This is a genomic window from Rickettsia typhi str. Wilmington, assembly GCF_000008045.1.
Lineage (GTDB): Bacteria > Pseudomonadota > Alphaproteobacteria > Rickettsiales > Rickettsiaceae > Rickettsia > Rickettsia typhi.
In genome coordinates, this window is record NC_006142.1 from 738,547 (window position 1) to 764,212 (window position 25,666).

Genomic DNA, 25,666 nt, shown 5'->3' on the forward strand with positions numbered 1-25,666 from the left:
TTGTTGCTAGAAACAATAAAAATGACTATAACGTAACTTATTACAATAGTAAAGTTTCTTGATTTAAAATATAGTGAGATAACAATAAATGAAGACGTTAAATTATAAAAATATTTTCGATGTAATCAATGATTATGATGTGTTTTTATTTGATCTTTGGGGGGTGATAATTGAAGGAAATCATACATATCCAGGCGTCGTACAAAATATTAATAAAATTATTGCACAGAAAAAAGTATATTTTGTTACTAATGCCCCACGAAATATTTTTTCTCTACATAAAACAATTAAATCTTGGGGAATAAATGCACTTCCAGAAATGATCATTAGCTCAGGTGAAATAGCAGTGCAAATGATACTAGAGAGTAAAAAGCGATTCAATATTAAAAAACCGATAATATATCACCTAGGACATTTAGAAAATGATATAATAAACGTAATGCAATGCTACACCACCGATGATATTAACAAAGCTAATATTTCCTTAATCACTATTTATAGGGACGAAAATGAAAAGTTAGATTTAAATGAATTCGACGAATTATTTAAAATCATTGTACAACGCAAAATTATTAATATTTGTGCTAATCCTGATCTTGGAATAAATCAGCACGGTATCTATAGATATTGTAGCGGATATTATGCAGAAAAAATAAAGCAGCTTGGGGGAAAAGTAATTTATAGTGGTAAGCCATATTCAGAAATATATCACAAAATTTTAAAAGAATGTTCTAATATCCCTAAGAATCGTATGTTAATGATTGGGGACACTTTTTACACCGATATACTTGCAGCAAATCGCCTTGGTTTCGACTCTGCTCTTGTGTTAACCGGAAATTCTAGAGAATATCATTTTGACTTTGATAATATTAATGAAAAATTAGATAGTTTAATGAAAGCTGCTATTAAGCAATCAATTATACCTAATTTTGTTGTTGATTTATCTTGAATCGCTTTTTTATCTTTAGTAAAATGCTCTAAAATTGTCATCATTTCTAGTTTATGACATGGAAGTGAATATTGTTGTATATATTCACTACACTACTGTCATGACGTGATTTATTAAAGAGATGATACAGCGACTCTATTGATATTTTATTTATAATCCATTATAGTTGTTATAAAGTTAAGCGGTCGTGGCGAAATTGGTAGACGCGCAGCATTGAGGGTGCTGTTCTGTAAAAGGATTGGAAGTTCAAATCTTCTCGACCGCACCATTCAACGATTTGTTACAAAATCCAATTTTGCTGTCGCAACACTTCAGATTTTAAATCTCAAGTTCTTATTGTTAAGAAATGTTTGTGCTAGTTACATACTCAAAAAGTAGACGCAATAAAAACTATTGCTTATTTATAAGCTGTGATTTATATTGATTAGCAAATTGTACACAATTCTGTACCAAGCCTAACTAACTAACTTATAAATAATAAATAATTCTATAACAACTATTAGGTAAACAGGCTATGCCTAATTTCAATATATTTAAAAGCATCTTACCTGATCATCATAATCAATTTGCTGAGATTTTTGATCAAATTAATGATCTGATTGAAGATCACAATTATGATGCTGCTGCAAGTAGACTTGCTAAGCTGCATTATGCAGATTTAGCAGATTTTTTAGATAATCTTAATAATAAAACATATAAAATAATTATTCCTTTATTACATGATAAAATTAAGCCTGAAACATTAGTATCCTTGAATGCTTATAGTAAACCTCTAATAATAGAAACTTTAGGCATCAAAAAATCTGCTGAATTAATAAATAAGCTAGTTATAGAAGATGCGATTGAAGTAGTAATCGATCTAGACGATGATATAAAAGACCTTATACTAAGTAATCTTACTAAAGAAAAAAAACATCAAATTACAGTAGGTTGTACATACCCTGAAAATACGGTAGGTAGAGTAATTGAACGAGATTTTATTAATCTTCAAGCAGGATGGACTGTTGAGGAATCATTAAATTTTATCAAAAATGTAAAGAATGAATTTTATGCAGCAATCGTTACAGATAATAAATTACGACCTATTGGTATTATTTCTCTTAGCACACTAATTAAAGGTAAAAAAAATGAATTAATAAAAGATTTGATGAGCAAAGATTTTAAGCTTGCAGATACCTTTACCGACTTAAATGAACTAAGCTTCATTTTTAGACAATATGCTTTAACGATTGTACCTGTAGTAAATAAAAGTGGTAAATTAGTAGGTAGTGTATCAATCGATAATATAATTTACATTATTGAAGAACAAGCAGGAAAAGATATATTATCATTAAGCGGGGTACACACTCAAGATACTTTTTTCAATGTATTTTATACAGTCAAACATCGTTTTCCTTGGCTCTTTGTTAATCTCATTACTGCATGCATGACTTCACTGATTATTAACCATTTTAATGATACTATTGCAAAACTTGTAACACTTGCAGCAACGATGCCTATCGTAGCTTCAATGGGTGGGAATGCAGGAACACAAGCTATGACTGTTACTGTGAAAGCACTTGCTAATAAAGATATTCATTATAATAATGTCAATAAAGTAATATTAAAAGAAATCGCAGTATCAGCTTTTAATGGTTTTGTACTTGCAATTATTGGAGCAGGACTTAGCTTCGTCATGTTATTCGACTTAAATCTTAGCGTTATTTTTGCTATTGCAGTTATTTTAAATTTTTTAGTAGCAGGATTATTCGGCTCTGCTATTCCTATAATACTGCATTATTTTGATATAGACCCAGCTGCAGGCTCAGGCGTATTTTTAACAACTATCACAGATGCTTTAGGTTTCCTAACTTTCTTAAGTCTAGCTAATATTTTTTTAGTGTAATTGTTTTATTAACAAACCAACTTATAACGATGAATTTAAATGATACTTAGCATCTACATATATAGCAAAAAAATACAAAGCTAGGCTCGATAAATTATTATCGCAAACAATACTTATAACTCAAGACATTTCCATATACTACAATTATTAATAATTGATGCTTTGAACAATAAATTTGCAACGTTAATATTTTAATATTAACTCACACCTGCAATGCAGTTATTAACTTAACAAGCAATATTATACTCTGCTTAAACTGCTTAACTTTAGGATTAGTATTTTTTATAATCTGTAGCTATTTATTATTAAAATTTTCAAATTAATTGCTCAACAAATGATAATTAAATCAGAAATGAAAATAGATATAAGCACTTAGCAAATCAAATGTGTAAGTATTAAGTATATGTTTAATAGTAAAAATTACTTGATAAACTCGCATGTATAAAAATTTAAATATTAAGATAGAAAATCCTTAGATATTAACATTAAAAGGATCTACTATGCGTGTAAGTATTAATTTTTAATACATAACTGTGACAAACAAAAATGTCATAAGCAAATCAAAACCAAAAAACCTAAGAAACTTTCTGAAGGCTCATGATAAAACCTAAAGTTACAGAAATTCAGAAGTAAAACTTGCATAAAATAATATTCAGCTCAGCATAAAGCATACATAGAGTACATACCCATAAGCGATGCGATACAAAACTACTGCAAAAATTTCTATAATACAAATTGCTTGCATAAGTTTTGAAAGTTGCAATCAATCTATTTTACTGCAAAATCTCATATCCAACTGAATATTAAAGCACAAATATGTCTAAATACATATCTGGGACAATATACAATAACAGAACATCTGCTTCAGGCGAAAATAACTCATTAAATTAAGTACTGCAATAATACATTGCATTAGATCATTCAAGAAATGTACCTATTTATAGTAAAACTATTTACTAGTTTTTGATTACAGACTAAACTTTTTTTCTTTGTCACTTAAAATGTTTTTACAAGTAATTTACAGAGTGTTTAACTAGATTAGTTAAATTAATACTTATGTAATTTCCTCTTTATTTCAGCAATACCAAAAATTTCTCTATTTAATACTTGCAATTTATCTTACAATTACTTATATTGAGATGCACTTAGCTTAAGCAATACTAAGGCATTATTACATAAAACTTTTTTTGTTATTTTAAGCGGGTGTAGCTCAGGGGTAGAGCGCTACCTTGCCAAGGTCGAAGTCGAGGGTTCGAATCCCTTCACCCGCTCCAATAATTTGCCAGGTTTTATATCATTTCGCCATAGCATTATTGTGTTAGATACTAAAACTATTAGTATGAGTAACAACGCAATATAATAATCCAAAAAAGAAGTTTTGGTAGTTACAATTTATTTTTACCATTATATTCGAAATGTTACTATATTGATTTCATTGATTCTAGTAATGCTCTTATTGTAATACTAATTTAATGATATTAGATTCCTATTAACTACTACAGAAATTGATGCCTAGCAATGATAGCAAAACAAAAAATAAAAAGACCTAATAGACGCAATCAGGCAAAACAAAATCAAAAAATCAAAAAAATAGAAAATAATTTCTAGTATAGATATTAGAAATAAATTCATAAAATTTATAATAAATATTATGAACCATCTAAAGCTAATTCGTTATTGCACAGTTTAAATAATTTTTGAGCTTATTTAAAAGCAAATTACCTAATTTGCAGTACAAAGTTTTGCGTAATACTTATGGATTTTCTAGTATTTTTACTTAAAGCAACATCAAATTTCATTGCTCATTTTAAAGACATTTTTGTGTCAAATTTTATAGTAGTTTATAGTTTTAAAATGTTATACATCAAGTAAATTTATCATTATGTCGCTATTACGGATAGTCAAATATTGTACTCATTACAAGAAATTTACATCACTTTAGCTGTCTTACTTTTTATTATAAAAATTGCTATATTCCCTAATGTTAATAAACTTAAAAAGAAGATTGATCAAAAACAAATCAAATAGATAATTGCGAATTTTTTTGCACTTAAACTATATAAATTGAAACTTTCATTATTAGTGACATTTTTCACTTTATATCTAATTAAATATGTAAATACTTAATATTATGCTAATAATATCTTGCAGAGAATAATATTTTACCCTTGCATTCAAGATATGAGGTAGCTATTTTTATTTTATTAGACTTCTTGCATAAGATAGCGAATAATGGTAAATTTGTAAGAAACACAGCACTATAGTAGATACGAATAACAAGGATACGAGTACTGAATTGACATACAAGTGACCTTTAGCAAGAGGCTATATAGGAAGACTATCGCAATAATTAGGAAATTACATATGTCACAACATACTCAAGATAATCAAATAAATAATAACGAAACTATAGAAATACAAGAAACTGATACAGTGCCTATAGAAACAAATTCTTTACAATCGGGATTAACAAGCTTAATACCGATGATTTTAATTTTTGCTGTATTTTACTTCTTACTATTACGCCCACAAGAACAACGCCGTAAAGAAAGAGAAAAATTAGTACGCGAAGTTAAAAAAGGTGAAGAAGTGCTAACAAATAGCGGTATTTACGGTATTGTAACTAAAGTAAGCGAAAATGACAATAATATTGAGATCGAAATAGCGAAAGATGTACGTATTAAAGCTATAAAAAGTTCTATTATCGATATAACTAGCCGTAAAAAAGAAGTAGCAGCGACACAAGAAAATAACAAAAAAAATAAGAAGGTAATCTGTGCAAAATCTTCCTAAATGGAAAATTGTTCTTTCAATTATATGCACAGTTTTTGCAATTATTTGTGCCTTACCAAATTTTATTCAGATAAATTGGAAGTTTTTACCTCATGATTCAGTAAATTTAGGCCTTGACCTTAGAGGAGGAGCAAATTTATTATTAGATGTTGATTTTGATACATATTTGAATGATTCAATGGAAAATATTGCTGATACTTTACGCAAAAATTTTCGTGAGCATAAAATTGGCTATAAAAATCTGTTAGTGAGACACAATAACATTCAATTAGAAGTAAGATCTACTGAGGTATTAAAATCGTTAAAGAAAATAATTCATAAAATCGATCCGGAAATTATCATTGAAGTTAATAAAAATAAAATAAAACTTCGATACAGTGAATCTAGATTAAATGACTTACTTAATAAGGTAGTAGAACAATCTATTGAGATTGTGCGTATGCGGATTGATAGTACAGGCACTAAAGAACCTATACTACAAAGGCAAGGTAATAAACATATATTACTGCAAGTCCCAGGTGTAGACAATCCATCTTATCTGAAGAATATATTGGGGAAAACTGCAAAGCTCACTTTTCATTTAGTTGATGAAAACGCAAATATTGAAGAAGCAATAAAAGGGCATATACCGCTAGATTCAATGCTAATTAAGGGAGATAGCGAACATCATGGTGAATATTATATAGTGATAAAGAAAAAAGTCCTGTTAAGTGGGACGCATCTGACAAAAGCTTCAGCTTCTTTTGATCAAAACTCACAACCAATGGTTGCTTTTTCTTTCAACAATTTAGGTAGTAAAATATTTACTGAAATCACTAAAAATAATACTGGTAAACGCCTTGCTATAGTTTTAGACAATAAATTACTAAGCGCTCCAATGATAAATGGAGCGATTATTGGTGGGGATGGTATAATAACAGGGAATTTTACTATTGAGTCTGCAAATGAACTCGCACTATTATTGCGCGTTGGTTCACTGCCTACTCCACTTAAAATTATTGAAGAGAGAAGTATAGGGCCAAATTTGGGAGCTGATTCTATAGAATCAGGAAAAAAGGCAGGTCTTATAGGATTTACAGCAGTTTGCATATTTATGATTTTGTCTTACGGTGTGATTGGTTTATTCGCTAATATAGCATTAATTCTTGCATTATTATATATTCTAGCTTTACTTTCACTGTTCCAAGCTACTTTAACTCTACCTGGAATTGCAGGAATAATACTAACTATGGGTATGGCTGTTGATGCTAACGTATTGATTTACGAAAGAATCAAGGAAGAACTGCATAAGGGAGTTTCTAATCTTTATGCTATTAGAACAGGTTTTGAATCTGCATTTGCTACTATCATTGATTCTAATCTAACGACTTTAATAGTTGCCTTTGCACTTTACATATTCGGAGTTGGAGCAATCAAAGGTTTTGCTGTTGCATTAACTATTGGGATTATATCTTCAATGTTTTCGGCAATAATCATTACTAAATTGCTAATAGATATTTGGGTAAAATATTTTAAACCGGAAAAATTAGGTCTGCTGTAAGAGGTTAGCGATAATGATTTTTATTACATTATTCTGTACTGGAGGTTATTACAAGAATGCTACGTCACCTCCAATATAGCTCATTTAAATTATGATAATGATAACGTATCTCAAGCCACATAAATAATAATGAAAATGAATTAAATGCAATCAAATATTATGAAAATAATTATTATAGTGAGCTTGTTAATAGTAGTAGGAACATTATATGTGTTATTATCTTTAAGCACACCTAAAAAACCACTTGCGGGTCAGGTTAATATCTATAAAGATAACATAAAAATCGGCGAGGCTTTTGAACTGATAGACCAAAATGGAGAGATATTTAATAGTAATAAGTTGAGAGGTCACTTAAGTCTCATTTATTTTGGATTTACTAGCTGTCCTGATATATGTCCAACATTTCTAAATAAAATGACGAACATTGTAGAAATTTTACATCAAAATCAAATAGATATTATACCTATTTTTATTACGATTGATCCAAAACGTGATACACCTGAAGTACTTAAAGAATATATCAAAAATTTTCACCCGAAATTTATATGTCTTACCGGTAACGAACACCAGATAAAAGATGTAACTGATAAATTCAAGATTTTATATGCTCGTGTCAATGGTTACGATGATGATCAAAACTATATGATTGATCATTCATCTTTTACCTACTTAATTGATAAAAATGGGAAATATATAAAGCATTTCTATTTAGATATCTCAGCTAAGGAAATTATGGAATTTCTCAGAAATGAATAATTACATATTAGTATCATATTTATTTACATTTTTAACCTTAGCGATATTGTTAATCGCAAATTTTTTAAATTATAAAATATTGAAAAATAAACAAAATTTTAATGCAAAAGATAGTTAGAAATAGATTAATAAAAATAATTCTTTGTTTCTGCTCAACTTGTTTAGGAATTAGTATAATACTTTATAATTTAGAAAAAAATATAATATTTTTTTTTCCGCCGTCAAAAATTAATGAAGCAGAACAAGGCAAAGAGTTAAGAGTCGGTGGACTTGTTAAAAGAGATTCAATAAATAGAATTTCTGCTAATAAGATAAGTTTTGTTATTACCGATAATATTAAAGATTTAGAGATATTATATCAGGGAGTTCTACCTGCACTATTTCGTGAAGGACAAGGAATTATTGCGATAGGGCAATTATCTGATAACAAATTTATAGCAAGACAATTACTTGCAAAACATGATGAGAATTATAGACCACCGAGTTAGAACACTCAGTGTTGTATCGTAAGCTTGACTACGATATCTATAAAAATTTAAATTATCAGTTGTTGCAACATTTTTAACTGGATGCCGTGTTCAAGCCGCTGCATGACAAAACAATAAAACAAAAAATATGTTTATAGATAAAATTAAAGCAAAAGCAAACAATAATGAAATAAATGTAATTATCGAAATTCCAATGAATAGCGGACCAATCAAATACGAATTTGACAAAGAATCAGGAGCGATTTTTGTTGATCGCTTTATGCAAACTACCATGAGCTATCCTTGTAATTACGGCTTTATTCCTGATACTCTTTCAAATGATGGTGATCCGGTAGATGTACTTGTCGTAGCACATCATCCAGTCGTACCTGGATCAGTTATCAAATGCAGAGCAATCGGTGTATTAATGATGGAAGATGAATCAGGACTCGATGAGAAGATTATCGCAGTACCAACATCTAAACTCGATATTACTTTCGATCATATTCAAGAACTAGATGATTTATGTAAAATGCTAAAGAAACGTATTGTGCATTTCTTTGAGCATTATAAAGATTTAGAAAAAGATAAATGGGTTAAAGTTACTGGATGGGGGAATAAAGTAAAAGCAGAAGATTTAATCAAGGAAGGAATAGACAGAAATCAGCAAAAGTGGAACAACTAATCCACACAAACAATATATCATTATAATAACGTATCTATTAACATTAATAAAACAGTGACATTATTTCGCTCAGGGATCGTAGTAGCTTTTTTTACACTCATTTCGCGCATATTTGGCTTAGTGCGTGAGCAATTTATCGCATCATTATTTGGTTCAACACCTATAGGCGATAGCATTAATATTGCTTTTAAACTACCAAATTTATTTAGAAGAATTTTTGCAGAAGGGGCATTATCAAGTGTATTCATTCCTATTTATAATGAAAAAATGCTTATTTCTAAGAAAGCTGCAAATAATTTTTCAGGAAAAGTTTTTACGCTGCTATTTCTAATATTAATAGTAACAATAGCATTAATGCAAATCTTTATGCCACAATTAATACTATTTATTGCTCCTGGATTTTACGCTAAAAAAGAAAAGTTTGAATTGACGGTATTTTTATGCCGTATTACAATACCTTATTTAATATTTGTTTCATTAACAGCTCTACTTGGCGGTATATTAAACTCTGTAAAAAAATTCGCTGCATTTGCGTTTTCACCAATTATTTTAAGTGTATGCGTAATAATTTTTACTTTAATCTTTGAGAATTATATAGAATCTACTATCTCAATTAGCGTATCTTTAATAATTGCTGGAATATTACAAGTTGTGTTTATGTTTATTTGTGTCAAAAGAGCTGATTTGCATTTTCCAATAATTTTTTACACAAACGATCCCGATGTAAAAAAGCTATTGATTAATATGGGACCAGCAACTATTAGCTCAGGCATACAGCAATTAAATCTTTTTATTTCACAATCTATTGCGAGCTTTATTGAAGGTGCTATTTCTATATTAGCTTATGCTGACCGGATATATCAATTTCCTTTATCAATAATAGGTGCAAGTTTCTCTACTATATTGCTACCTGCAATGTCAAAAGTATATAAATCAAACGATATAGTATCGGCACAAAAAATACAAAATAATTCTATTAGAATTGGACTATTGTTATCATTGCCCGCAACATTTGGTATTATAATATTATCTCATCCAATTACTCATATAATTTATGAAAGAGGAGTATTCACGCATCAAGATACTACAAATACAGCCGAGGCTATTTCTGCATTTGCACTTGGTCTTCCTGCGTTTATTTTAGCAAAAATTTTAACTCCTATTTTTTATGCTAATGGAGATACTAAAACTCCTCTCAAAATAACATTATTTTCAATTATAATGAATACTAATATGAATCTATTATTAATGGATTCTTTGAAACATATAGGTATTGCAGTTGGAACATCTATTGCCGCTTGGTATAATTTAGGTTTATTATATAGCTATAGTACAAAACAACATAAACTCCATATAGACGCTGGTATAAAGCTTTTCTGTAGTAAGATTTTATTATGCTGTACATTAATGTCTATTATAATTTCTTTAATAAAGTATTATTATTTAGAATATATGTACTCGGAATATTTACTTATTAAAGTCGCTATGCTAGGTAGTACAATTACAATTGGAGTAGCAACATTTTTTGGCGCGGCATATTTATTGAAAGTGGTTAATTATGATAATAGCACAAAATAAAACAAATTATCAGGATTTTTTAAAAACTTTAGCTATTATCGCGATGACCATTGATCATATTGGCATATATCTATATCACGAATTAACAATTATGCGGATAATCGGTCGTATCTCTATGCCAGTATTTTGCTTTTTTGCTGGCTATAATTTTTATGATAAACCAAAAACTAGAATAATAGTATACGGGATTATACTACAAATATATACTACTATATTATTTAAACAGTTTCTGACTAGCAATATTCTAATTTCTATCTATTTAGGGCAATGTTATATTTATTATTTTCGTAATTCTGTAACTAGTTTTTTCTATAGCGGTTCTTGCCATGTAGTGATAATGATAATATTATGGTATATTAGCTGGGCTTTAATTGATTATGGCACTCTTGTAATTGCTACAATGATACTTGGATTTATTGCACAACATGAAAAGACGAATCTAAAACTTTGCTGTTGTATAGCAATTTTTATTTCTATAGTACATTCAACTTTTTTTACTCTTTTAATTCCTTTGAGTGATTTTAATTTTTCAAATACTAACTTAATTTTAAATCTTACTTTCTTAACAATTATTTATATATTAATGATCTTAAGCGATTATTCACAAAAAATACTAATAAATCTAAAATGGATCAGTCGTAATGTTATATATATATATTGTATACAAATTATAATCTTACAATTCATATTTATCTATAAATACACATATGGTTTTAAAAATTGGTAGATAAACATTAATAATTCGTGACAGACTAACTGAGTTAATATTAATATAATTAATATGATATTGATATTAATTATATGAATGTAATAGATCTTCTCATTTTAGATAATGAAAAATACAAAAAGCACTTTAGAAAAAACAAACTATTTAAAGTTAAGTTTGATAGTACACTAAGAAAAAATAAATTTCTCAAACATTTCCGTATTTGGTCAGATGAATTTCAAAAAATGGTATTAGCAAGAGTAGTATTTTCTGAAACAAAAGAATTTAAACAACTTGCATGGGAACATCTTACTGATGAATTTGGACATAATATAGAATTATCCCAAAATCTAGAGAATGATAAAGAAACTACAGATTCTATTTTTGAAGCATTAGGTTCCTGGTTTACACTCAAAATGATGACTCTTGGAGATAGTGAAAGAGCAGTCCTAGTCCATTTAGTAATAGAGTCTTGTGCGACAATATTTTATGAAAAACTAGGATCAATATTTTGTAATCATAAAACATCACAGCATTTTAAAACACATATGCAGCTTGATCCTGAACATGAACAAATGGGAATAGATTTATTAAAACAAATAAATATTAATGATATTTCTTTACTAATCATTCAAAAAAAAGGCTGGGATATGATTGATGCTCTGTTTACTAGACTTGCTGAAATTACAACAGTACCAGATAATGTTTAAAAACTCCTAATATCCTTCTTACATAGACAAAATGCAGCATAAAACAAGATAAATCAAGCTTATAAAAACCTTAAAATAATAGATTTCACATCCTCATCATGTTATATGACTTAAAAAAACACTTACTATATTTTAGTGTGTACTACAGTAGTGTACAAACCGTACAACAACTCCCAAGCTTCTACTTGCATAAAATCGAGTTAGATCATTTGAAGTAAAGTCTAATTTTATTTCATATGAATGGCACAGATCAAATGGGCATCTACATAGCAACAATATCTTTAAATCAAATAACTTACTTGCGATTTTGCGAAGAGTTTAATCTGAAAGTTAATAAAATTCACATTATCTTTTGTGCATATTGCTCTTTCTGCAACTTTATGCGCTTTTATGAGTAGTTCATAATCGTCTTTTAAATCTGCAAAGAAAAAGTCGATTTCGCCACTTTGTTTTATACCTAAAATCTCACCACTACCACGTAGTTTTAAATCCTGCTCAGCAATATAAAATCCATCATTAGTGTGTTTCATTATCTTAAACCTGTTTTGTGCCACTTTTCCAAGCCTTTTTGGATTGTATAATAATATACAATATGACTGCAAACTACATCGCCCTACTCTACCTCTCAGCTGATGAAGTTGCGCTAAACCAAATTGCTCAGCATTTTCAATAACAATTAAAGTAGCCTCAGATACGTCTATTCCAACTTCAATAACGTTTGTTGCAACTAATATCTTAATTTTACCTTCCTTAAACTGCTTCATTATTCGCTCTTTCTGATCATTTGCCATTTTACCATGAATAATACCAGTATAACCTTGATATACATTTTCGATAGAGTTAAAACGATTTATCACATCCATTAATAAATGATCTTCTTGCAGCGCTTCTTTCTCTCTTTGCGTTATCAACGGGCATATCCAATATACCCTTTCACCTGCAATAAGCCGCTTATTTATTGCTTCTATAATATATCCTATCTTATTAATCGACATAGTCTTTGTAACAATAGATAAACGATCTTTTGGTTTTCCCATTAGCTTGGAAATAGTCATATCACCAAACATAGTGAGTGCTAAACTTCTTGGAATTGGTGTTGCAGTCATAATTAAAACATCAGGATTAACTCCTTTATTTATTAGATTCAAACGTTGCTGCACTCCAAATCTATGCTGCTCATCGATAACTATATAACCTAGTTTTTTAAAACTGACTTTTTCTTGAAATAACGCATGAGTACCAATTAATATATCAATCTTACCGTTTACAAGTTGAATAATAATATTTTTACGAGCTTTGCCAAGTATCTTACCTGTAAGTAATCCAACCTTGATATTAGTATTTTTTAAAGCTTTAACAAAAAAATCATAATGCTGATTTGCAAGTAAATCGGTTGGAGCCATAAGTGTTGCTTGAAGTCCAGTGGTGACAACATTTACCATCGTGAGTAAAGCTACCAAAGTTTTACCAGAGCCAACATCGCCTTGTAACAATCTCATCATCTCTACTTTATCGCTTTGCTCAGACTCGATTTCTTCTATCACTTGCTTTTGATAATAGGTTAACTCAAATCCTAACTCTCTTAATATATTGTCTTGAATAGATGTAGCTTTAGGGTAAATATTACCTTGTTTTCTATTTATTTGCATACGTACATTTAAAAGAGATATTTGATTAGCGATTAATTCTTTAATGGCTAGTTGTTTTTTGGCAGCCACAGTGGCATAACGCGGATTAACAACGATATCCATTGTGCTAGACCATGAGATCAAGTTATGTGGTGAGAAAAAAACATGCAAAATCTTCAAATTCTGCAATATAACATCCAAATATTCATGTACTTCTTTATCTTCTATACCCTTACACTTTTCTTCAAATATTTCTATTGCTTTTATTATATATGAATATAACTGCTTGTTACTAAGTGAATATGTAATCGAATAAAGTGGTTCTATAGCTTTTGAAAGTTTAGGATTCGTAATAAATTCAGGATGCAAAATTTGTAATTGATAATTAAAGAATTGTACTTTTCCACTAATAATATGCTTCGTTCCAACTTTCAGCTTATTTAAAATAAACTGTGGTGGCTTATGAAAGAACACTAATAATATAGAACCTGTATTATTACTAGCTGTAATCTTTAAAGGCTGATTACCTTTTTTTTGTAAATTAATACTATTAACTATAATTTCTGTTTGTATTATTTCACCACCTCTAACTTCAGTTAAATTAGGTGATAATATTTTATTTTGATATGAAACAGGTAGATAAAATAATAAATCACGAATATTGTTAATACCAAGCCTTTTAAAAGCAGATACTGTATCTTCACGTATATTGATAAATGCTTTTACAGGAGCAAATAAGAATTGTTCTAAAGTAGCTAATATCATATTTTAAAATTATTTAACAAGAAAATTAATAATAAAATAATTAATTTTGTACAAGCCTTGCATTGACATAATTGTACTTGTTTAGTATTTGAACCTTTTAAAAAAAGTTAATATTATTATTAATAAAGAAATTTTCCGAAAATAAACAAAACGATACCAATACTGTCTTAATAAAGAATATTGATATTAGGTAATAAATGTCATAAGTCATATAATCAAAGCAATTTTCAAATATGACTATATTTGAAGAAAATGTCATAATACGGCATGACGTCAATATAACAATAAAAAACATTACAAAAATTTGCTAAACATGTCTATATCTCTATTGATGTTACTACTAATAATATACACTAAGCAAAACCGTATATATCAACTTTAACGTATTGCATTCAATCTTAATTAAGAATAGAATATTATATATAATACGCCGATTAAAAACAGATAATGCAATCTAAGATACTAATATCCTTTGCAATAATAAACACAGCAAATATACAAATAGTCAATTTAGATTGCTAAAATCACTCATAATAACGTTTATATAATACTTACAAAACTCATTTCAATACTGCTCAACTATAGCTTAGGCTTTTAAAGCCATACATTATAAATACTACCATTTAAAGCTAACCTCAAAATTAACTGCTCAACGTCCAACTAATTTAGAATTTTCTTTTTAAGTAGTAATAGTCAATATTTTAGGCTGATTTCACAATGCTGCTTCTAACTAAAGCTAAACTAATAAAATCAATTTTGACGTAGTTATCAGTTTTTACTCAAAATACAATTAAACGTATTTTTTTGATTGTTGCAGTAATAAATAACTTGACGTCACCTTACGTTACGGTCAACAAACTATCACTGCTATTCCTAAAAGGAGTTATTTTGACAATAGTGCATTTTAGATGATTAGAATTTGATACGTTGATTTAACTATTTGAGAGTATAGACAGGTATCACAAAAAAATGATCTTTTCAAACTTTCAACAATTCCAGGTAATGGTAAAATGGTTCAAAGTATGGACAGTGCTATATATTTAGTAATACCAAAAGATTAGTAATTATAATGTAACATAACGCAAAAGACGTCAGTGCTAAATTATTTAAACTGTTTATTTTATACACATAATTGTCTGTATAGTATACATTATGTCAATATTTAACGTAATTTCAACGATGATAATCCTATAAGAGAAAAGATAACTGAAATAATCCAAAACCTTATTACAACTTTAGATTCTGCCCAACCGTGTTTTTCAAAATGATGATGAAGTGGTGCCATTTTAAATATTCTTTTGCCTTTAGTTGCTTTAAAATAATATACCTGTAAAATCACAGATGTAGTTTCAATCACAAATAAGCCACCGATTATCGCTAAAACTATTTCATGCTTAGTAATGACACTAATAATACCAAGCACACCGCCAAGACTTAAACTACCGGTATCACCCATAAACACTTCTGCTGGTTGTGCATTAAACCATAAAAATCCAATGCAACTCCCTACTAATCCTGAACATAACACCGTTAGTTCTCCTGTATTAGGTATATATGTTAACTGTAAGTAGTTCGCGTAAATGAGATTACCTACTAAATAACTTATTAAAGCAAAAGAACCAGCAGTAAAGGCAATCGGAACGGTAGCAAGACCATCAAGACCATCGGTGAGATTCACAGCATTCGAAGAACCAACTATAACAAATATAGCAAAAACCATATAAAAATAACTAAGATCCAAACTTAAATTTTTAAAAAATGGTACGTTAAGTACATGACTTGAATTTTTATCTAAATATTCTAATAAAACATATATAATGACACTAATAATGCCTTGTAGTAAAAATTTACTTTTTCCCCTGACACCATAATGATTATTACGCTTCACCTTAGCATAATCATCCATAAATCCTATAATACCGAAACTAATAAAACCAAATAATGTAATCCAAATATATTTATTAGTTAAATCAGCAAGTAATAAAGTAGAAATACAACTAGACAAAATAATCATGATACCTCCCATGGTCGGAGTACCTGCTTTTGTTTGATGCGATTCAGGTCCGTCCGAACGTATAGGTTGACCATATTTTTGAAGTGAACGTAGAAATTTTATTAATATCGGACCAGTGACAAAGCTAAGACTTAAAGTTATAATAATAGCAAGACCGCTACGAAAAGTAATATAGTGGAATAAATTAGCGATATGTGAATTATGTATATGAGGAAGTAAAAGATTATATAACATTTGTAGATTTAAATTAAAAGTATTGAAGTATTTTTAGTATAGCTAGAAAAATTCACTCGATCTCATACCATGACTTGATTGCTTAATAAAATTAAAGATTACTAGATTCACACTTTTGCGGGAATGACATTGAGAGATACATGACTATTAAGAATATCCTAATGTATTTATTGATAATAATCAACAATCTTATCAAGTTTTACACCTCTGGACCCTTTAATTAAAATAAGCTCACTATATTCAAATAAATCAGTGATATGCATTATAAATTCTTCAACATTTTTAAAAAATTTTTTAGATATTTTCGTAGGGAGTAAATCATAAATATATTTAGTATATGCTCCTATTAAATAAACTTTCGTACAACCAGAATCAAGTATATAAGGTACTAGCTCCTCATGTAATCGTTGAGAATTCCAACCAAGCTCCAGCATCTCGCCTATTATAGAGGTTTTATTATCTGCAGGTACTTGTTTTAAATATTCTAATGCAGCTTTCATTGACTGAGGACTTGCATTATAGTAATCACAAATTACACGAGAATTTTGTATATTAATAATCTCACCTCTCCCTTTAGTAATAGAAATATCTGCTAAGTAATTTGCAGCTATCTCTATATCTTTACCTAATATATCGATAATTAAAAGTACACCTGTATAATTGTTAGCAAAATGCTTAGGGATAAATGGTATAGTTATGTCTATGAATTTATTATTTATATAATACTTTAAGTGGACTTGCTCTCCTAGAGTCTTGTAAAAAATTAATTCAGCTGAAGCTTTAGATCTACCAAAGCTATATATATTTGTAATAGATAGATTTTTTAATATCGATAATATTTTGTTATAACAATTATTACTTGCATTAATAATGGCAATATCATTTTTACTAAAATTTTTGAAAATCTCACATTTAGCTTCAGCTATCTCTTCAATTGAGTTAAAAAATTCTAAATGAGCTTCAGAAATATTACTAATCATAGCAATATTCGGCTTTAATATTTGAACCAGTTCACTTATTTCACCTTTATGATTCATACCAAGCTCAAAAATAGCATATTCCGTATCATCAGCCATTGATGCAAGATTAATAAGTAACCCCAAGTAATTATTAAAATTACCTCTGCTAGCAAAAACTATAAAATCATGTTGTAATAATATTTTTAGCGCTTCCTTGGTAGAGGTTTTACCGACACTTCCAGTTATAGCAATAAATTTAGCTTTTGAATTCTTGCGTTTATATAGAGCCATTTTTTGTAGCGCGTTAAAAGAATCATTAACTAAGATAATTTTATCTTTATCATTTATCTCTACTTGTTTACTAACAATTACTGCTGTTGCGCCTTTATCTATGGCATCTTGGATGTAATCATGACCATCTCTATTACCTTGTAGTGCTATAAATAAATCACCTTTTTTAACATCTTTAGAGTTAAATTGTACTGCATTACAATTGACAGAATGAGAGATTTCGATACCAAGAGCAATACTTAAAGTTTTAGAGTTCCAAATCATATGTTTTTGTGATTTATGTATTGTTGTATTGATTTGAAAAAGCATTCAATTTTATATATTATCACATAGACTATACAACAGTACGTGATGATACCAGATGTTTTTGCTGATTCCGAGTACATGACATCGAAAAAAGATACTTTCTCACAACCTCAGAGTCATCAAAAGGTAATTTTTTATCACCGACAATTTGGTAATTTTCATGACCTTTGCCGGCAATCAATAAGATATCATCTTGCTTTAAGTTATTTATACCATATTTAATCGCCTCTTCCCTACTTTCTATTTCTGTGTAGGTTGCTGTACCTATACCTCTTATAATTTCAGTTCTAATAAGTTTTGGGTCCTCAAAACGTGGATTATCATCGGTAATTATTACATTATCAGCAAATTTTGCAGCTATTTTCCCCATAAGACCTCTCTTTGTTTTATCACGATCACCACCGCAACCGAAAATTACACTCAGCTTACCACCATGTGGCTTAATATTTTGTAGCTCTATTAAAGCTTTTTCTAGAGCATCTGGGGTATGAGAATAATCAACAAAAATATTAGTACCATCTATTCGCTCCATTCTGCCTTTTACAGGTTTAACTTTCGATAAAGCCTCTATTATTTCATCAAATTTAAATCCAGTATAATATAAAGTAAGAGCAGCGATTAATAAATTGCTAGCTTGAAAGCTACCAATAATTAAGGTATGTAAGTTATATATTATATTATTAAATATAAAATCAATATTCTGCCCTGTTAAAGAACATGTGATTTTAGTTATTTGTACATCACCTTTTTTTCCAACTGTGATAAACTTAACATTATTGTTACGTAGATAATCTTTAACAAATTCTATTTCTTCTATATCAGAATTCAATATTGCAATACCACTTGGTAATAAATGATCAGTAAATAATTTTAGTTTGGCTAATAAATAATTTTCTTTTGTATGGTGATAATCTAGATGATCTTGACTAAAACTAGTAAAACTAACTATATTCACTTTTGTCTTACCAAGTCTTCCTTGTTCTAAACCATGGCTAGAAGCTTCGAAAGCTAAATATTCTATAGAATCTTCAGCTAAATTATGAGCAATTTTCCTAAAATTCAAATAATCTAAAGTTGTTAATGAAGGCACATCATTTATAATGTTATTGCAGCCAAATATTTCTAGGCCTATTGTACCTATAAATGCAGCTTTTTTCCTAAGCAAGAAGTATGTTTGTGCGATATAAGATACTACAGAGCTTTTACCATTAGTACCTGTTACAGATATTAGATTCTTTGGTTTTTTAGGATAGAAAATTTCTATAGCTTCATATAAAGCTTCATATACATCTTCTACGTAGATTACTTTATCTATTACAGTATTTTTTTTATTCTCCGTAATTACTAATACCGCCCCATTATTTAATGCATCATTTATAAAATCATTTCCATCAACATTTTGTCCCTTAAGAGCAAAAAAGACCTCATTCTCCTTAACAGTTTGAGAATTAGTAGACAAACCGTTGATTTTATAGTTTTTAAATAGTTGATTTAGGTTATATTTCATAAATAATATTACATCCATAACGTGCAATATGTGACCCAAAAAACAATACAAATAGAGTTTTAGATCTAATGATCAAGCAACAGTATTATACTGTATCATGTGTTTCTCTGCATAATAAATTAAATTTCTAGTAACGTCCAAAGTAACTGATTTGCCTCAGTAATGATATTTTTATCTACTAATTTCTTAATAAATACTAATTTATTATTCGGTTTGATTTTTGTTTGATTAGAGTAGCGACTAACAAATTTTAAAATTTTATCACTCATATCAGCATTTTTATAAAATCTAATCACAAACCCGTCATCTCCTGAATCTAAATTCTCAATATTTAATTTAAAGCATAATAGTTTTATTTTTACAATATCAAGTAAGTTATTAAATTCAATCGGTAGCAAACCAAATCTATCAATCATCTCGTCTTTAAATTTTTCTACTTCTATCTCATTACTTAAATTACCTATTCTTCTATATAGAGCAATTTTTAGTGCTGAATCTGATACATAATGATCTGGAATGAAAACAGATAGTCCTAAATTAATATTTGGAATAAATGACTGTTCTGAAACAATAGACTCATCTTTTAAAAGAGCTATTTGCTCTTCCAACATTTCTTGATAGAGTTCCGCGCCAACTTCTCTAATTTGCCCTGATTGCTCTTCACCAATTAAATTACCAAAACCTCTTAAATCTGCATCATGGCTTGCAATAGTGAAACCTGAACCTAAAGCACAACTATTTTGTATTATCTCCAAGCGTCTTAATGAGTGTTGCATTAGCTTTTTATTACTTGCTACTGTTAGATAAGCATAACCTCGTATTTTACCTCGACCTATTCGACCACGCAATTGATATAGCTGACTAAGACCAAGCGTATCTGCATTATGTATGATCATTGTATTTGCTTCAGTGATATCAATCCCTGATTCTATAATGGTAGTTGAGATTAATATATCGAATTTGCCAGCATAAAACTCACTCATAACTTCATCAATTTTACTCGGAGTCATTTTTCCGTGAGCTATTTTATAACTTAATTCAGGCACGATTTGTTTTAATTGTTTTTCAATATCCTCCATATCTTTAATTCTTGGAACTACATAAAAACTTCTACCTCCTCTAAAATGTTCCCGTAATAATGCATCTCTAATAATCACTGTATCAAATGGCATAACAGATGTACGCACTTCTAACCTATTTAAAGGTGGCGTTGCAATAATACTAAGTTCTTTTAAACCAGTCAGTGACATTTGTAGCGTGCGAGGAATCGGTGTTGCAGACATTGCAAGTACATGAGAAGAGTATTTTAGTGATTTAAGAAATTCTTTTTGGCTGACACCAAAATGCTGTTCTTCATCGATTATTAACAATTTTAAATTAAAGAATTTTATATTTTTATGTAATAAAGTATGAGTTCCTATTATTATATTTATTTTACCGCTTGCAAGCTCCAATCTGATAATGTTTGCTTCTTGAGAACTAACAACGCTGGATAATTGTTTAATGTTCAAACCAAAACCTTTGAATCTTTCTATAAACCTTGAAAAATGTTGACTACATAAAATAGTTGTCGGGACAACTACAGCTACTTGTGGTAAATATTCATTTAGTGATTTTGCTACCATAAAGACGGCACGCATTGCTACCTCTGTTTTACCAAATCCAACATCTCCACATATTAACCTATCCATTAACATGCCATTTGTTAGGTCTTTTCGAATGTCATTTATCGCTGTTAACTGATCTTCTGTTTCGATGAAAGGAAAATTAGCACAAAATTTATCATATTCCTCAAGGTCGAATTCAATCGGAGTACTAATATTAAGTTTCCTTTTAGCTGCTATTTGTATTAAATGCAGTGATATCTCTTTTATACGATCTTTAAGTTTTGCCTTACTTTTGTGCCATGCGGCACTGCCAAGCTTATCAAGCTCTACATTATTAGACCCATATTTTTTTATTACCTCTATATTTTCAACCGGTACATATAATTTATCATTGCCAGAATATAAAATCTTTAAAAAATCATGCAGTTTACCTTGAATTTCGAAAGCTTCTAGCTTTAAAAACTGTCCTATTCCATGATCTTTATGAACGACGAATTCTCCTTCTGCTAAATTATCAAGCTCCAACAAAATATTTTTAAGTTTTTTGTTAGTATTTGTATAAAGAGTTTTTTCTTCTAATAATTCGCTAGATGTAATAAATAAATATTCTTTCGTATAAAAGCTTTGATTTAAAGGAATAATTCCGATATTTATTACTGAAGCCTTAGCATCATCTAATTTATTTATCTCATTAAAAGTATATTTGTAATTTTGAATAATACTTTTGATTCGCTCAAAACTACTTAAAACGCTTGAGCATATGATAATTTTTTTATGAAAATTTGCTTTAATAAGCTCAAATAATTTATCAAAAATCGTTTTTTTTTCCATAAAACTTGTAGAGGAAATATTTCCAATCAAGCTAGCTTGCTCAGAATTTTCATAACTAATTAATATATTATTTTTTTGTTCAAGTAATTCTGTTATTGCAGAAGCAGTAAAATATAAGCTAGCAGGAGAAAGTGCTGGATAAAAATTATTAACTTTAAGTTTATTAGCATTTGATCTTGCTAAATAAAAATCATTACAACTATTTTCAAACTCTAAAATTTCTTGTTTTGACAGATTATCAAATATACAAATAGGATCGTTGAGATAATCTACTAAACTAGAGCATGAATCGTAAAATAACGGCAGTAATTGTTCATATCCTGGGAATTTTCTGCCAGATATTACAGCCTCATATAAAGGATTATCAGTATGATTAACCCCAAAATTGCGTAAATAATTATTCTTAAAATTACCGATTGTTTTAGAATTTAACACGATTTCACTGACAGGACTAATAACAAGTTCCGTACAATATTTAGTTGAAATTTGCGTATTAATATCAAATTCCTTAATTGATTCAATATAATCCCAACTAAAATTAATTCTATACGCTTTAGGACCTGGCAATATTATATCAATAATTTCTCCTCTAACTGAAAATTCTCCAACATCGTTGCTACTGATATTGCGTGTAAAGCTATTTTCTACTAATAACATAGACAGCTCATCAATAGTAAATTTTATTTTAGGATATAATTTTAAAAAATATTTAGAAAAAAAATCTTTTGGTGGTAATTTGTTTAATAAATTTGCTGCATGAGTAATAAGCAATTTACTATTATTATTTGTTATTAGCTTTGTTAATGTTTCTGCACGTCTAGATATGATATTTGTATTCGGTGACGTATAATCATAAGGGATTGTATCATAACTTGGAAAGTAATAAATATTTTCATTAGAAGAAAAAAAGAACGCTTGCTTATATAATTTTAATGCCTCTTCTTCATTATTAACACTTAAAATGAAATCTTGATTAAGATGCTTAGTAAAATTATCAATTGCAAAGAAACATTTGGCAGTTGCCGGAAATTTTTGTTGTAACATTCTACAGGAGCTTTATTTGTGCTATTTTGCTTAATTTGTCAATTATTTCGGAATCTATATAAGAAGGCGCAGAAGATTTATTATTAATCCAATTATAAAGATCATTATCATTTTGATCAAGTATTAAAGTATACCTTTTAAGTGTCTTTTCATCCATGAAAGATAAGTACTTTTCAGCAAAACTACCAAGTATATAATCCATTTCTCTGCAACCACGCTTTTTACTACGATAAAAAAGTTTCTTTTGTAAAGCGTTTTTATTTAATTTATTCATCTATAACATCTTGCAAAATTTTTTTATAATAATATTATTAATTATTATTAATTATAAGGCTCTATAGAAATAAGGCTCTATAGAACATAATTTTCAATGAAATATAGATACCGAAACCATTTGAAAATACTTGAATACTTGAATAATTAAACACTCTAATAATAACAATTCTACATTGGGCAAGTTCTATTAATTTTTATCAATAATAGAAAAAACGTAAATATGTTAGTTCGAAATATTTGTTCTACAAAAGTTTTTAATATGCTAGTTTTAAATAATAATTCTTTTCTTGTAGAAGTTAGCATTCAAGAAGAATGGGAACAAGTTGGGGTACCTCATTTAGATAATGAAAATAAAGTAATCTTTCTAAGATTGCAATTGAATAAAAATTTTGCAGATAATTTTTTATCTATTATTAACTGGAAAATAGATACAGCCATATTTTTTCTGTGTCGTTCAGGATCTTGTCATTCATTGCAGCAAATTTTATAGCTAATATTGGTTATAAAAATTGTTGTAAGTGACAGTTTTGAAGTAAATAATCCAAGATAAAGGCTGAAAACAAAATAACTTACCGTGGCGTTTTAAGTGAGTACTAATCAAATACCTTTAACAGATCAAGGTGATAATTATGTAAATGTCTGGAGTTACGTGGCTCAAGATCTTTACAATCATTACGGTGAAACTCTATATAATAGTTGGTTTAGTAAGGTCAATTTTATAGAGTCTTCATTAAATACTGTTATTCTTTGTGCACCTACTAATTTTATTAGAGATTGGATAAAATCCAAGTATGCTATGGTCATATTGCAACTATTTCAACATTATAATAATGCTATTAAGTCAATTGAAATAATTACTAAAGAGGTACCTGGAACAACACAAACAGTGATAGAATTACCTACTAAAACTTTTTCCAATATTAGCAACAGTGCACTTAATTCAGAAAATACCATTTCAACACTTGATTTACGTTTTACTTTCGATAATTTTGTGGTTGGAGCACCGAATGAGCTAGCTTATGCAGCGGCAAGAGCTGTGGCAGAATCATCAGGAGCAGTATTTGAATCTAATCCGCTTTTTCTATATGGCGGAGTTGGACTCGGCAAAACGCATTTAATGCATGCAATCGGTTGGTACATTAAGCAGAATAACCCAAGCCGCAAGGTAATATACATGTCAGCAGAAAAATTTATGTATCAGTTTGTTAAAGCTCTGCGTAATAAAGAAGTTATTTTGTTTAAAGAGAAATTCCGATCAGTGGACGTACTAATGATTGATGATATTCAATTCATTTGCGGTAAAGATAGTACGCAGGAAGAATTTTTTCACACTTTTAATACATTGATTGATAATAACCGTCAAATGGTTATTTCTTGTGATAGGTCACCTTCAGATCTAGATAATATTGAAGATCGCATCAAATCTCGCCTTGGATGGGGCTTAGTTGCCGATGTGCATAGTACTACTTATGAATTACGCCTCGGTATTCTAGAATCTAAAATTGAGCAAATGAATGTTAAAATACCAAAAGATGTGATAAATTTTTTAGCATCTAAAATTGTTTCAAACGTTAGAGAACTTGAAGGAGCCCTAAATAAAGTGATTGCTCATTCTAATTTTACTTTAAAAGCTATTACGCTTGAAAATACACAAAATATTTTGCGTGATTTATTGCGTTCTAATGAAAGGATAATTACTGTTGAAGATATTCAGAAAAAAGTAGCTAATCGTTATAATATTAAATTATCTGATATGTATTCTTCGCGCAGGTTGCGAGAAGTTGCAAGACCACGTCAAATAGCTATGTATCTTAGTAAAATATTAACGCCGAAAAGTCTTGCAGATATTGGTAAAAAATTCGGTAAAAAAGATCACACTACGGTTATGCATGCTATTAAGAAAGTAGAAGAATTACTGGAAAACGATATAGAATTACGTGAAGAGATTAATTTGCTAATGAAAATATTGCAAAATTAAATACCATAATAATATTTTGTATAACACGATTTGATGGTAAGCTCCAGTTAAAAATACATGAGTTATTTTGAACTTGTTTCAGGATTTAAGCAACATGATAACGTTGAACGTGTACTCCAGATCTATGCGACTAGAACCATCACATACATGATATAGA

17 protein-coding genes, 2 tRNA genes and 1 pseudogene are annotated in these 25,666 nt (G+C 28.9%); 14 read left to right on the forward strand and 6 right to left on the reverse strand.

Features of this window, described 5'->3' with window-relative positions:
- The first annotated feature begins 88 nt into the window (after window positions 1-88).
- The 12 genes from RT_RS02820 to RT_RS02875 all read left to right on the forward strand — a co-directional run bounded on the left by RT_RS02820 (window position 89) and on the right by RT_RS02875 (window position 12,069).
- A complete protein-coding gene (locus RT_RS02820) occupies window positions 89-949 on the forward strand; it encodes a TIGR01459 family HAD-type hydrolase (protein ID WP_011191018.1) in 861 nt (286 codons plus the stop codon).
- A 181-nt stretch (window positions 950-1,130) separates the two neighbouring features.
- A tRNA-Leu gene (locus RT_RS02825) sits at window positions 1,131-1,217 on the forward strand.
- Between the two features lie 246 nt (window positions 1,218-1,463).
- Complete coding sequence (gene mgtE / locus RT_RS02830; RefSeq protein WP_011191019.1) at window positions 1,464-2,834, forward strand: magnesium transporter; 1,371 nt, start codon at window positions 1,464-1,466, stop codon at window positions 2,832-2,834.
- Between the two features lie 1,199 nt (window positions 2,835-4,033).
- A tRNA-Gly gene (locus RT_RS02835) sits at window positions 4,034-4,108 on the forward strand.
- 1,090 nt (window positions 4,109-5,198) lie between these two features.
- Entirely contained in the window at window positions 5,199-5,627 is a 429-nt protein-coding gene (gene yajC, locus RT_RS02840) for a preprotein translocase subunit YajC (protein WP_011191020.1), read from the forward strand.
- Complete coding sequence (gene secD / locus RT_RS02845; RefSeq protein ID WP_011191021.1) at window positions 5,611-7,167, forward strand: protein translocase subunit SecD; 1,557 nt, start codon at window positions 5,611-5,613, stop codon at window positions 7,165-7,167. Before yajC ends, secD begins: the two co-directional genes overlap by 17 nt.
- Window positions 7,168-7,311: 144 nt before the next feature.
- Window positions 7,312-7,923, forward strand: coding sequence for an SCO family protein (locus RT_RS02850; protein ID WP_014419446.1), 612 nt, complete (start codon window positions 7,312-7,314; stop codon window positions 7,921-7,923).
- Window positions 7,924-8,024: 101 nt separating this feature from the next.
- Window positions 8,025-8,411: a cytochrome c maturation protein CcmE gene (ccmE, locus tag RT_RS02855; protein ID WP_011191023.1), complete on the forward strand. Its 387-nt coding sequence runs from the start codon at window positions 8,025-8,027 to the stop codon at window positions 8,409-8,411.
- A gap of 127 nt (window positions 8,412-8,538) precedes the next feature.
- Window positions 8,539-9,075: an inorganic diphosphatase gene (gene ppa, locus RT_RS02860; RefSeq protein WP_011191024.1), complete on the forward strand. Its 537-nt coding sequence runs from the start codon at window positions 8,539-8,541 to the stop codon at window positions 9,073-9,075.
- Window positions 9,076-9,129: 54 nt separating this feature from the next.
- Window positions 9,130-10,653 carry a murein biosynthesis integral membrane protein MurJ gene (murJ, locus tag RT_RS02865; RefSeq protein WP_011191025.1) on the forward strand — a complete coding sequence of 508 codons (1,524 nt, stop codon included), beginning with the start codon at window positions 9,130-9,132 and terminating at the stop codon, window positions 10,651-10,653.
- Window positions 10,634-11,380 (forward strand): TraX family protein, encoded by a 747-nt coding sequence (locus tag RT_RS02870; protein WP_011191026.1) that lies wholly within the window; start codon window positions 10,634-10,636, stop codon window positions 11,378-11,380. Before murJ ends, RT_RS02870 begins: the two co-directional genes overlap by 20 nt.
- Window positions 11,381-11,454: 74 nt before the next feature.
- Entirely contained in the window at window positions 11,455-12,069 is a 615-nt protein-coding gene (locus tag RT_RS02875) for a hypothetical protein (protein WP_011191027.1), read from the forward strand.
- A 281-nt stretch (window positions 12,070-12,350) separates the two neighbouring features.
- Here the strand turns inward: RT_RS02875 and RT_RS02880 are convergent, their stop codons facing one another.
- From RT_RS02880 to RT_RS02905, 6 genes are all read right to left on the reverse strand, one after another.
- On the reverse strand, window positions 12,351-14,462 hold the full coding sequence (locus RT_RS02880) for an ATP-dependent DNA helicase RecG (protein ID WP_011191028.1): 2,112 nt from the start codon (window positions 14,460-14,462) through the stop codon (window positions 12,351-12,353).
- 1,162 nt (window positions 14,463-15,624) lie between these two features.
- A complete protein-coding gene (mraY, locus tag RT_RS02885; protein WP_011191029.1) occupies window positions 15,625-16,710 on the reverse strand; it encodes a phospho-N-acetylmuramoyl-pentapeptide-transferase in 1,086 nt (361 codons plus the stop codon).
- Between the two features lie 167 nt (window positions 16,711-16,877).
- Window positions 16,878-18,224 (reverse strand): UDP-N-acetylmuramoyl-tripeptide--D-alanyl-D-alanine ligase, encoded by a 1,347-nt coding sequence (locus tag RT_RS02890; protein WP_011191030.1) that lies wholly within the window; start codon window positions 18,222-18,224, stop codon window positions 16,878-16,880.
- Between the two features lie 70 nt (window positions 18,225-18,294).
- Window positions 18,295-19,773 carry a UDP-N-acetylmuramoyl-L-alanyl-D-glutamate--2,6-diaminopimelate ligase gene (locus tag RT_RS02895; protein ID WP_014419991.1) on the reverse strand — a complete coding sequence of 493 codons (1,479 nt, stop codon included), beginning with the start codon at window positions 19,771-19,773 and terminating at the stop codon, window positions 18,295-18,297.
- A gap of 119 nt (window positions 19,774-19,892) precedes the next feature.
- The gene (gene mfd, locus RT_RS02900; protein ID WP_011191032.1) at window positions 19,893-23,255 is read right to left on the reverse strand and encodes a transcription-repair coupling factor; all 3,363 of its coding nucleotides are present in this window, start codon (window positions 23,253-23,255) and stop codon (window positions 19,893-19,895) included.
- 1 nt (window position 23,256) lies between these two features.
- Complete coding sequence (locus tag RT_RS02905) at window positions 23,257-23,529, reverse strand: succinate dehydrogenase assembly factor 2 (protein WP_011191033.1); 273 nt, start codon at window positions 23,527-23,529, stop codon at window positions 23,257-23,259.
- A 222-nt stretch (window positions 23,530-23,751) separates the two neighbouring features.
- Here RT_RS02905 and RT_RS02910 point away from each other — a divergent pair.
- Together RT_RS02910 and dnaA are read left to right on the forward strand one after the other, a co-directional pair.
- Window positions 23,752-24,088, forward strand: a pseudogene (locus RT_RS02910) (sulfurtransferase).
- Between the two features lie 29 nt (window positions 24,089-24,117).
- A complete protein-coding gene (gene dnaA, locus RT_RS02915; protein WP_011191035.1) occupies window positions 24,118-25,509 on the forward strand; it encodes a chromosomal replication initiator protein DnaA in 1,392 nt (463 codons plus the stop codon).
- The last annotated feature ends 157 nt before the right edge of the window (window positions 25,510-25,666 follow it).

What these genes read in the sequence shown, in the direction of transcription:
- RT_RS02850 (WP_014419446.1), top strand. Translation starts at nt 7,312, where the DNA reads ATGCAATCAAATATTATGAAAATAATTATTATAGTGAGCTTGTTAATA.
- RT_RS02820 (WP_011191018.1), top strand. Translation starts at nt 89, where the DNA reads ATGAAGACGTTAAATTATAAAAATATTTTCGATGTAATCAATGATTAT.
- ccmE (WP_011191023.1), top strand. Translation starts at nt 8,025, where the DNA reads ATGCAAAAGATAGTTAGAAATAGATTAATAAAAATAATTCTTTGTTTC.
- yajC (WP_011191020.1), top strand. Translation starts at nt 5,199, where the DNA reads ATGTCACAACATACTCAAGATAATCAAATAAATAATAACGAAACTATA.
- RT_RS02880 (WP_011191028.1), bottom strand. Translation starts at nt 14,462, where the DNA reads ATGATATTAGCTACTTTAGAACAATTCTTATTTGCTCCTGTAAAAGCA.
- mgtE (WP_011191019.1), top strand. Translation starts at nt 1,464, where the DNA reads ATGCCTAATTTCAATATATTTAAAAGCATCTTACCTGATCATCATAAT.
- RT_RS02875 (WP_011191027.1), top strand. Translation starts at nt 11,455, where the DNA reads ATGAATGTAATAGATCTTCTCATTTTAGATAATGAAAAATACAAAAAG.
- RT_RS02905 (WP_011191033.1), bottom strand. Translation starts at nt 23,529, where the DNA reads ATGAATAAATTAAATAAAAACGCTTTACAAAAGAAACTTTTTTATCGT.
- ppa (WP_011191024.1), top strand. Translation starts at nt 8,539, where the DNA reads ATGTTTATAGATAAAATTAAAGCAAAAGCAAACAATAATGAAATAAAT.
- mraY (WP_011191029.1), bottom strand. Translation starts at nt 16,710, where the DNA reads ATGTTATATAATCTTTTACTTCCTCATATACATAATTCACATATCGCT.
- RT_RS02890 (WP_011191030.1), bottom strand. Translation starts at nt 18,224, where the DNA reads ATGATTTGGAACTCTAAAACTTTAAGTATTGCTCTTGGTATCGAAATC.
- mfd (WP_011191032.1), bottom strand. Translation starts at nt 23,255, where the DNA reads ATGTTACAACAAAAATTTCCGGCAACTGCCAAATGTTTCTTTGCAATT.
- RT_RS02895 (WP_014419991.1), bottom strand. Translation starts at nt 19,773, where the DNA reads ATGAAATATAACCTAAATCAACTATTTAAAAACTATAAAATCAACGGT.
- RT_RS02870 (WP_011191026.1), top strand. Translation starts at nt 10,634, where the DNA reads ATGATAATAGCACAAAATAAAACAAATTATCAGGATTTTTTAAAAACT.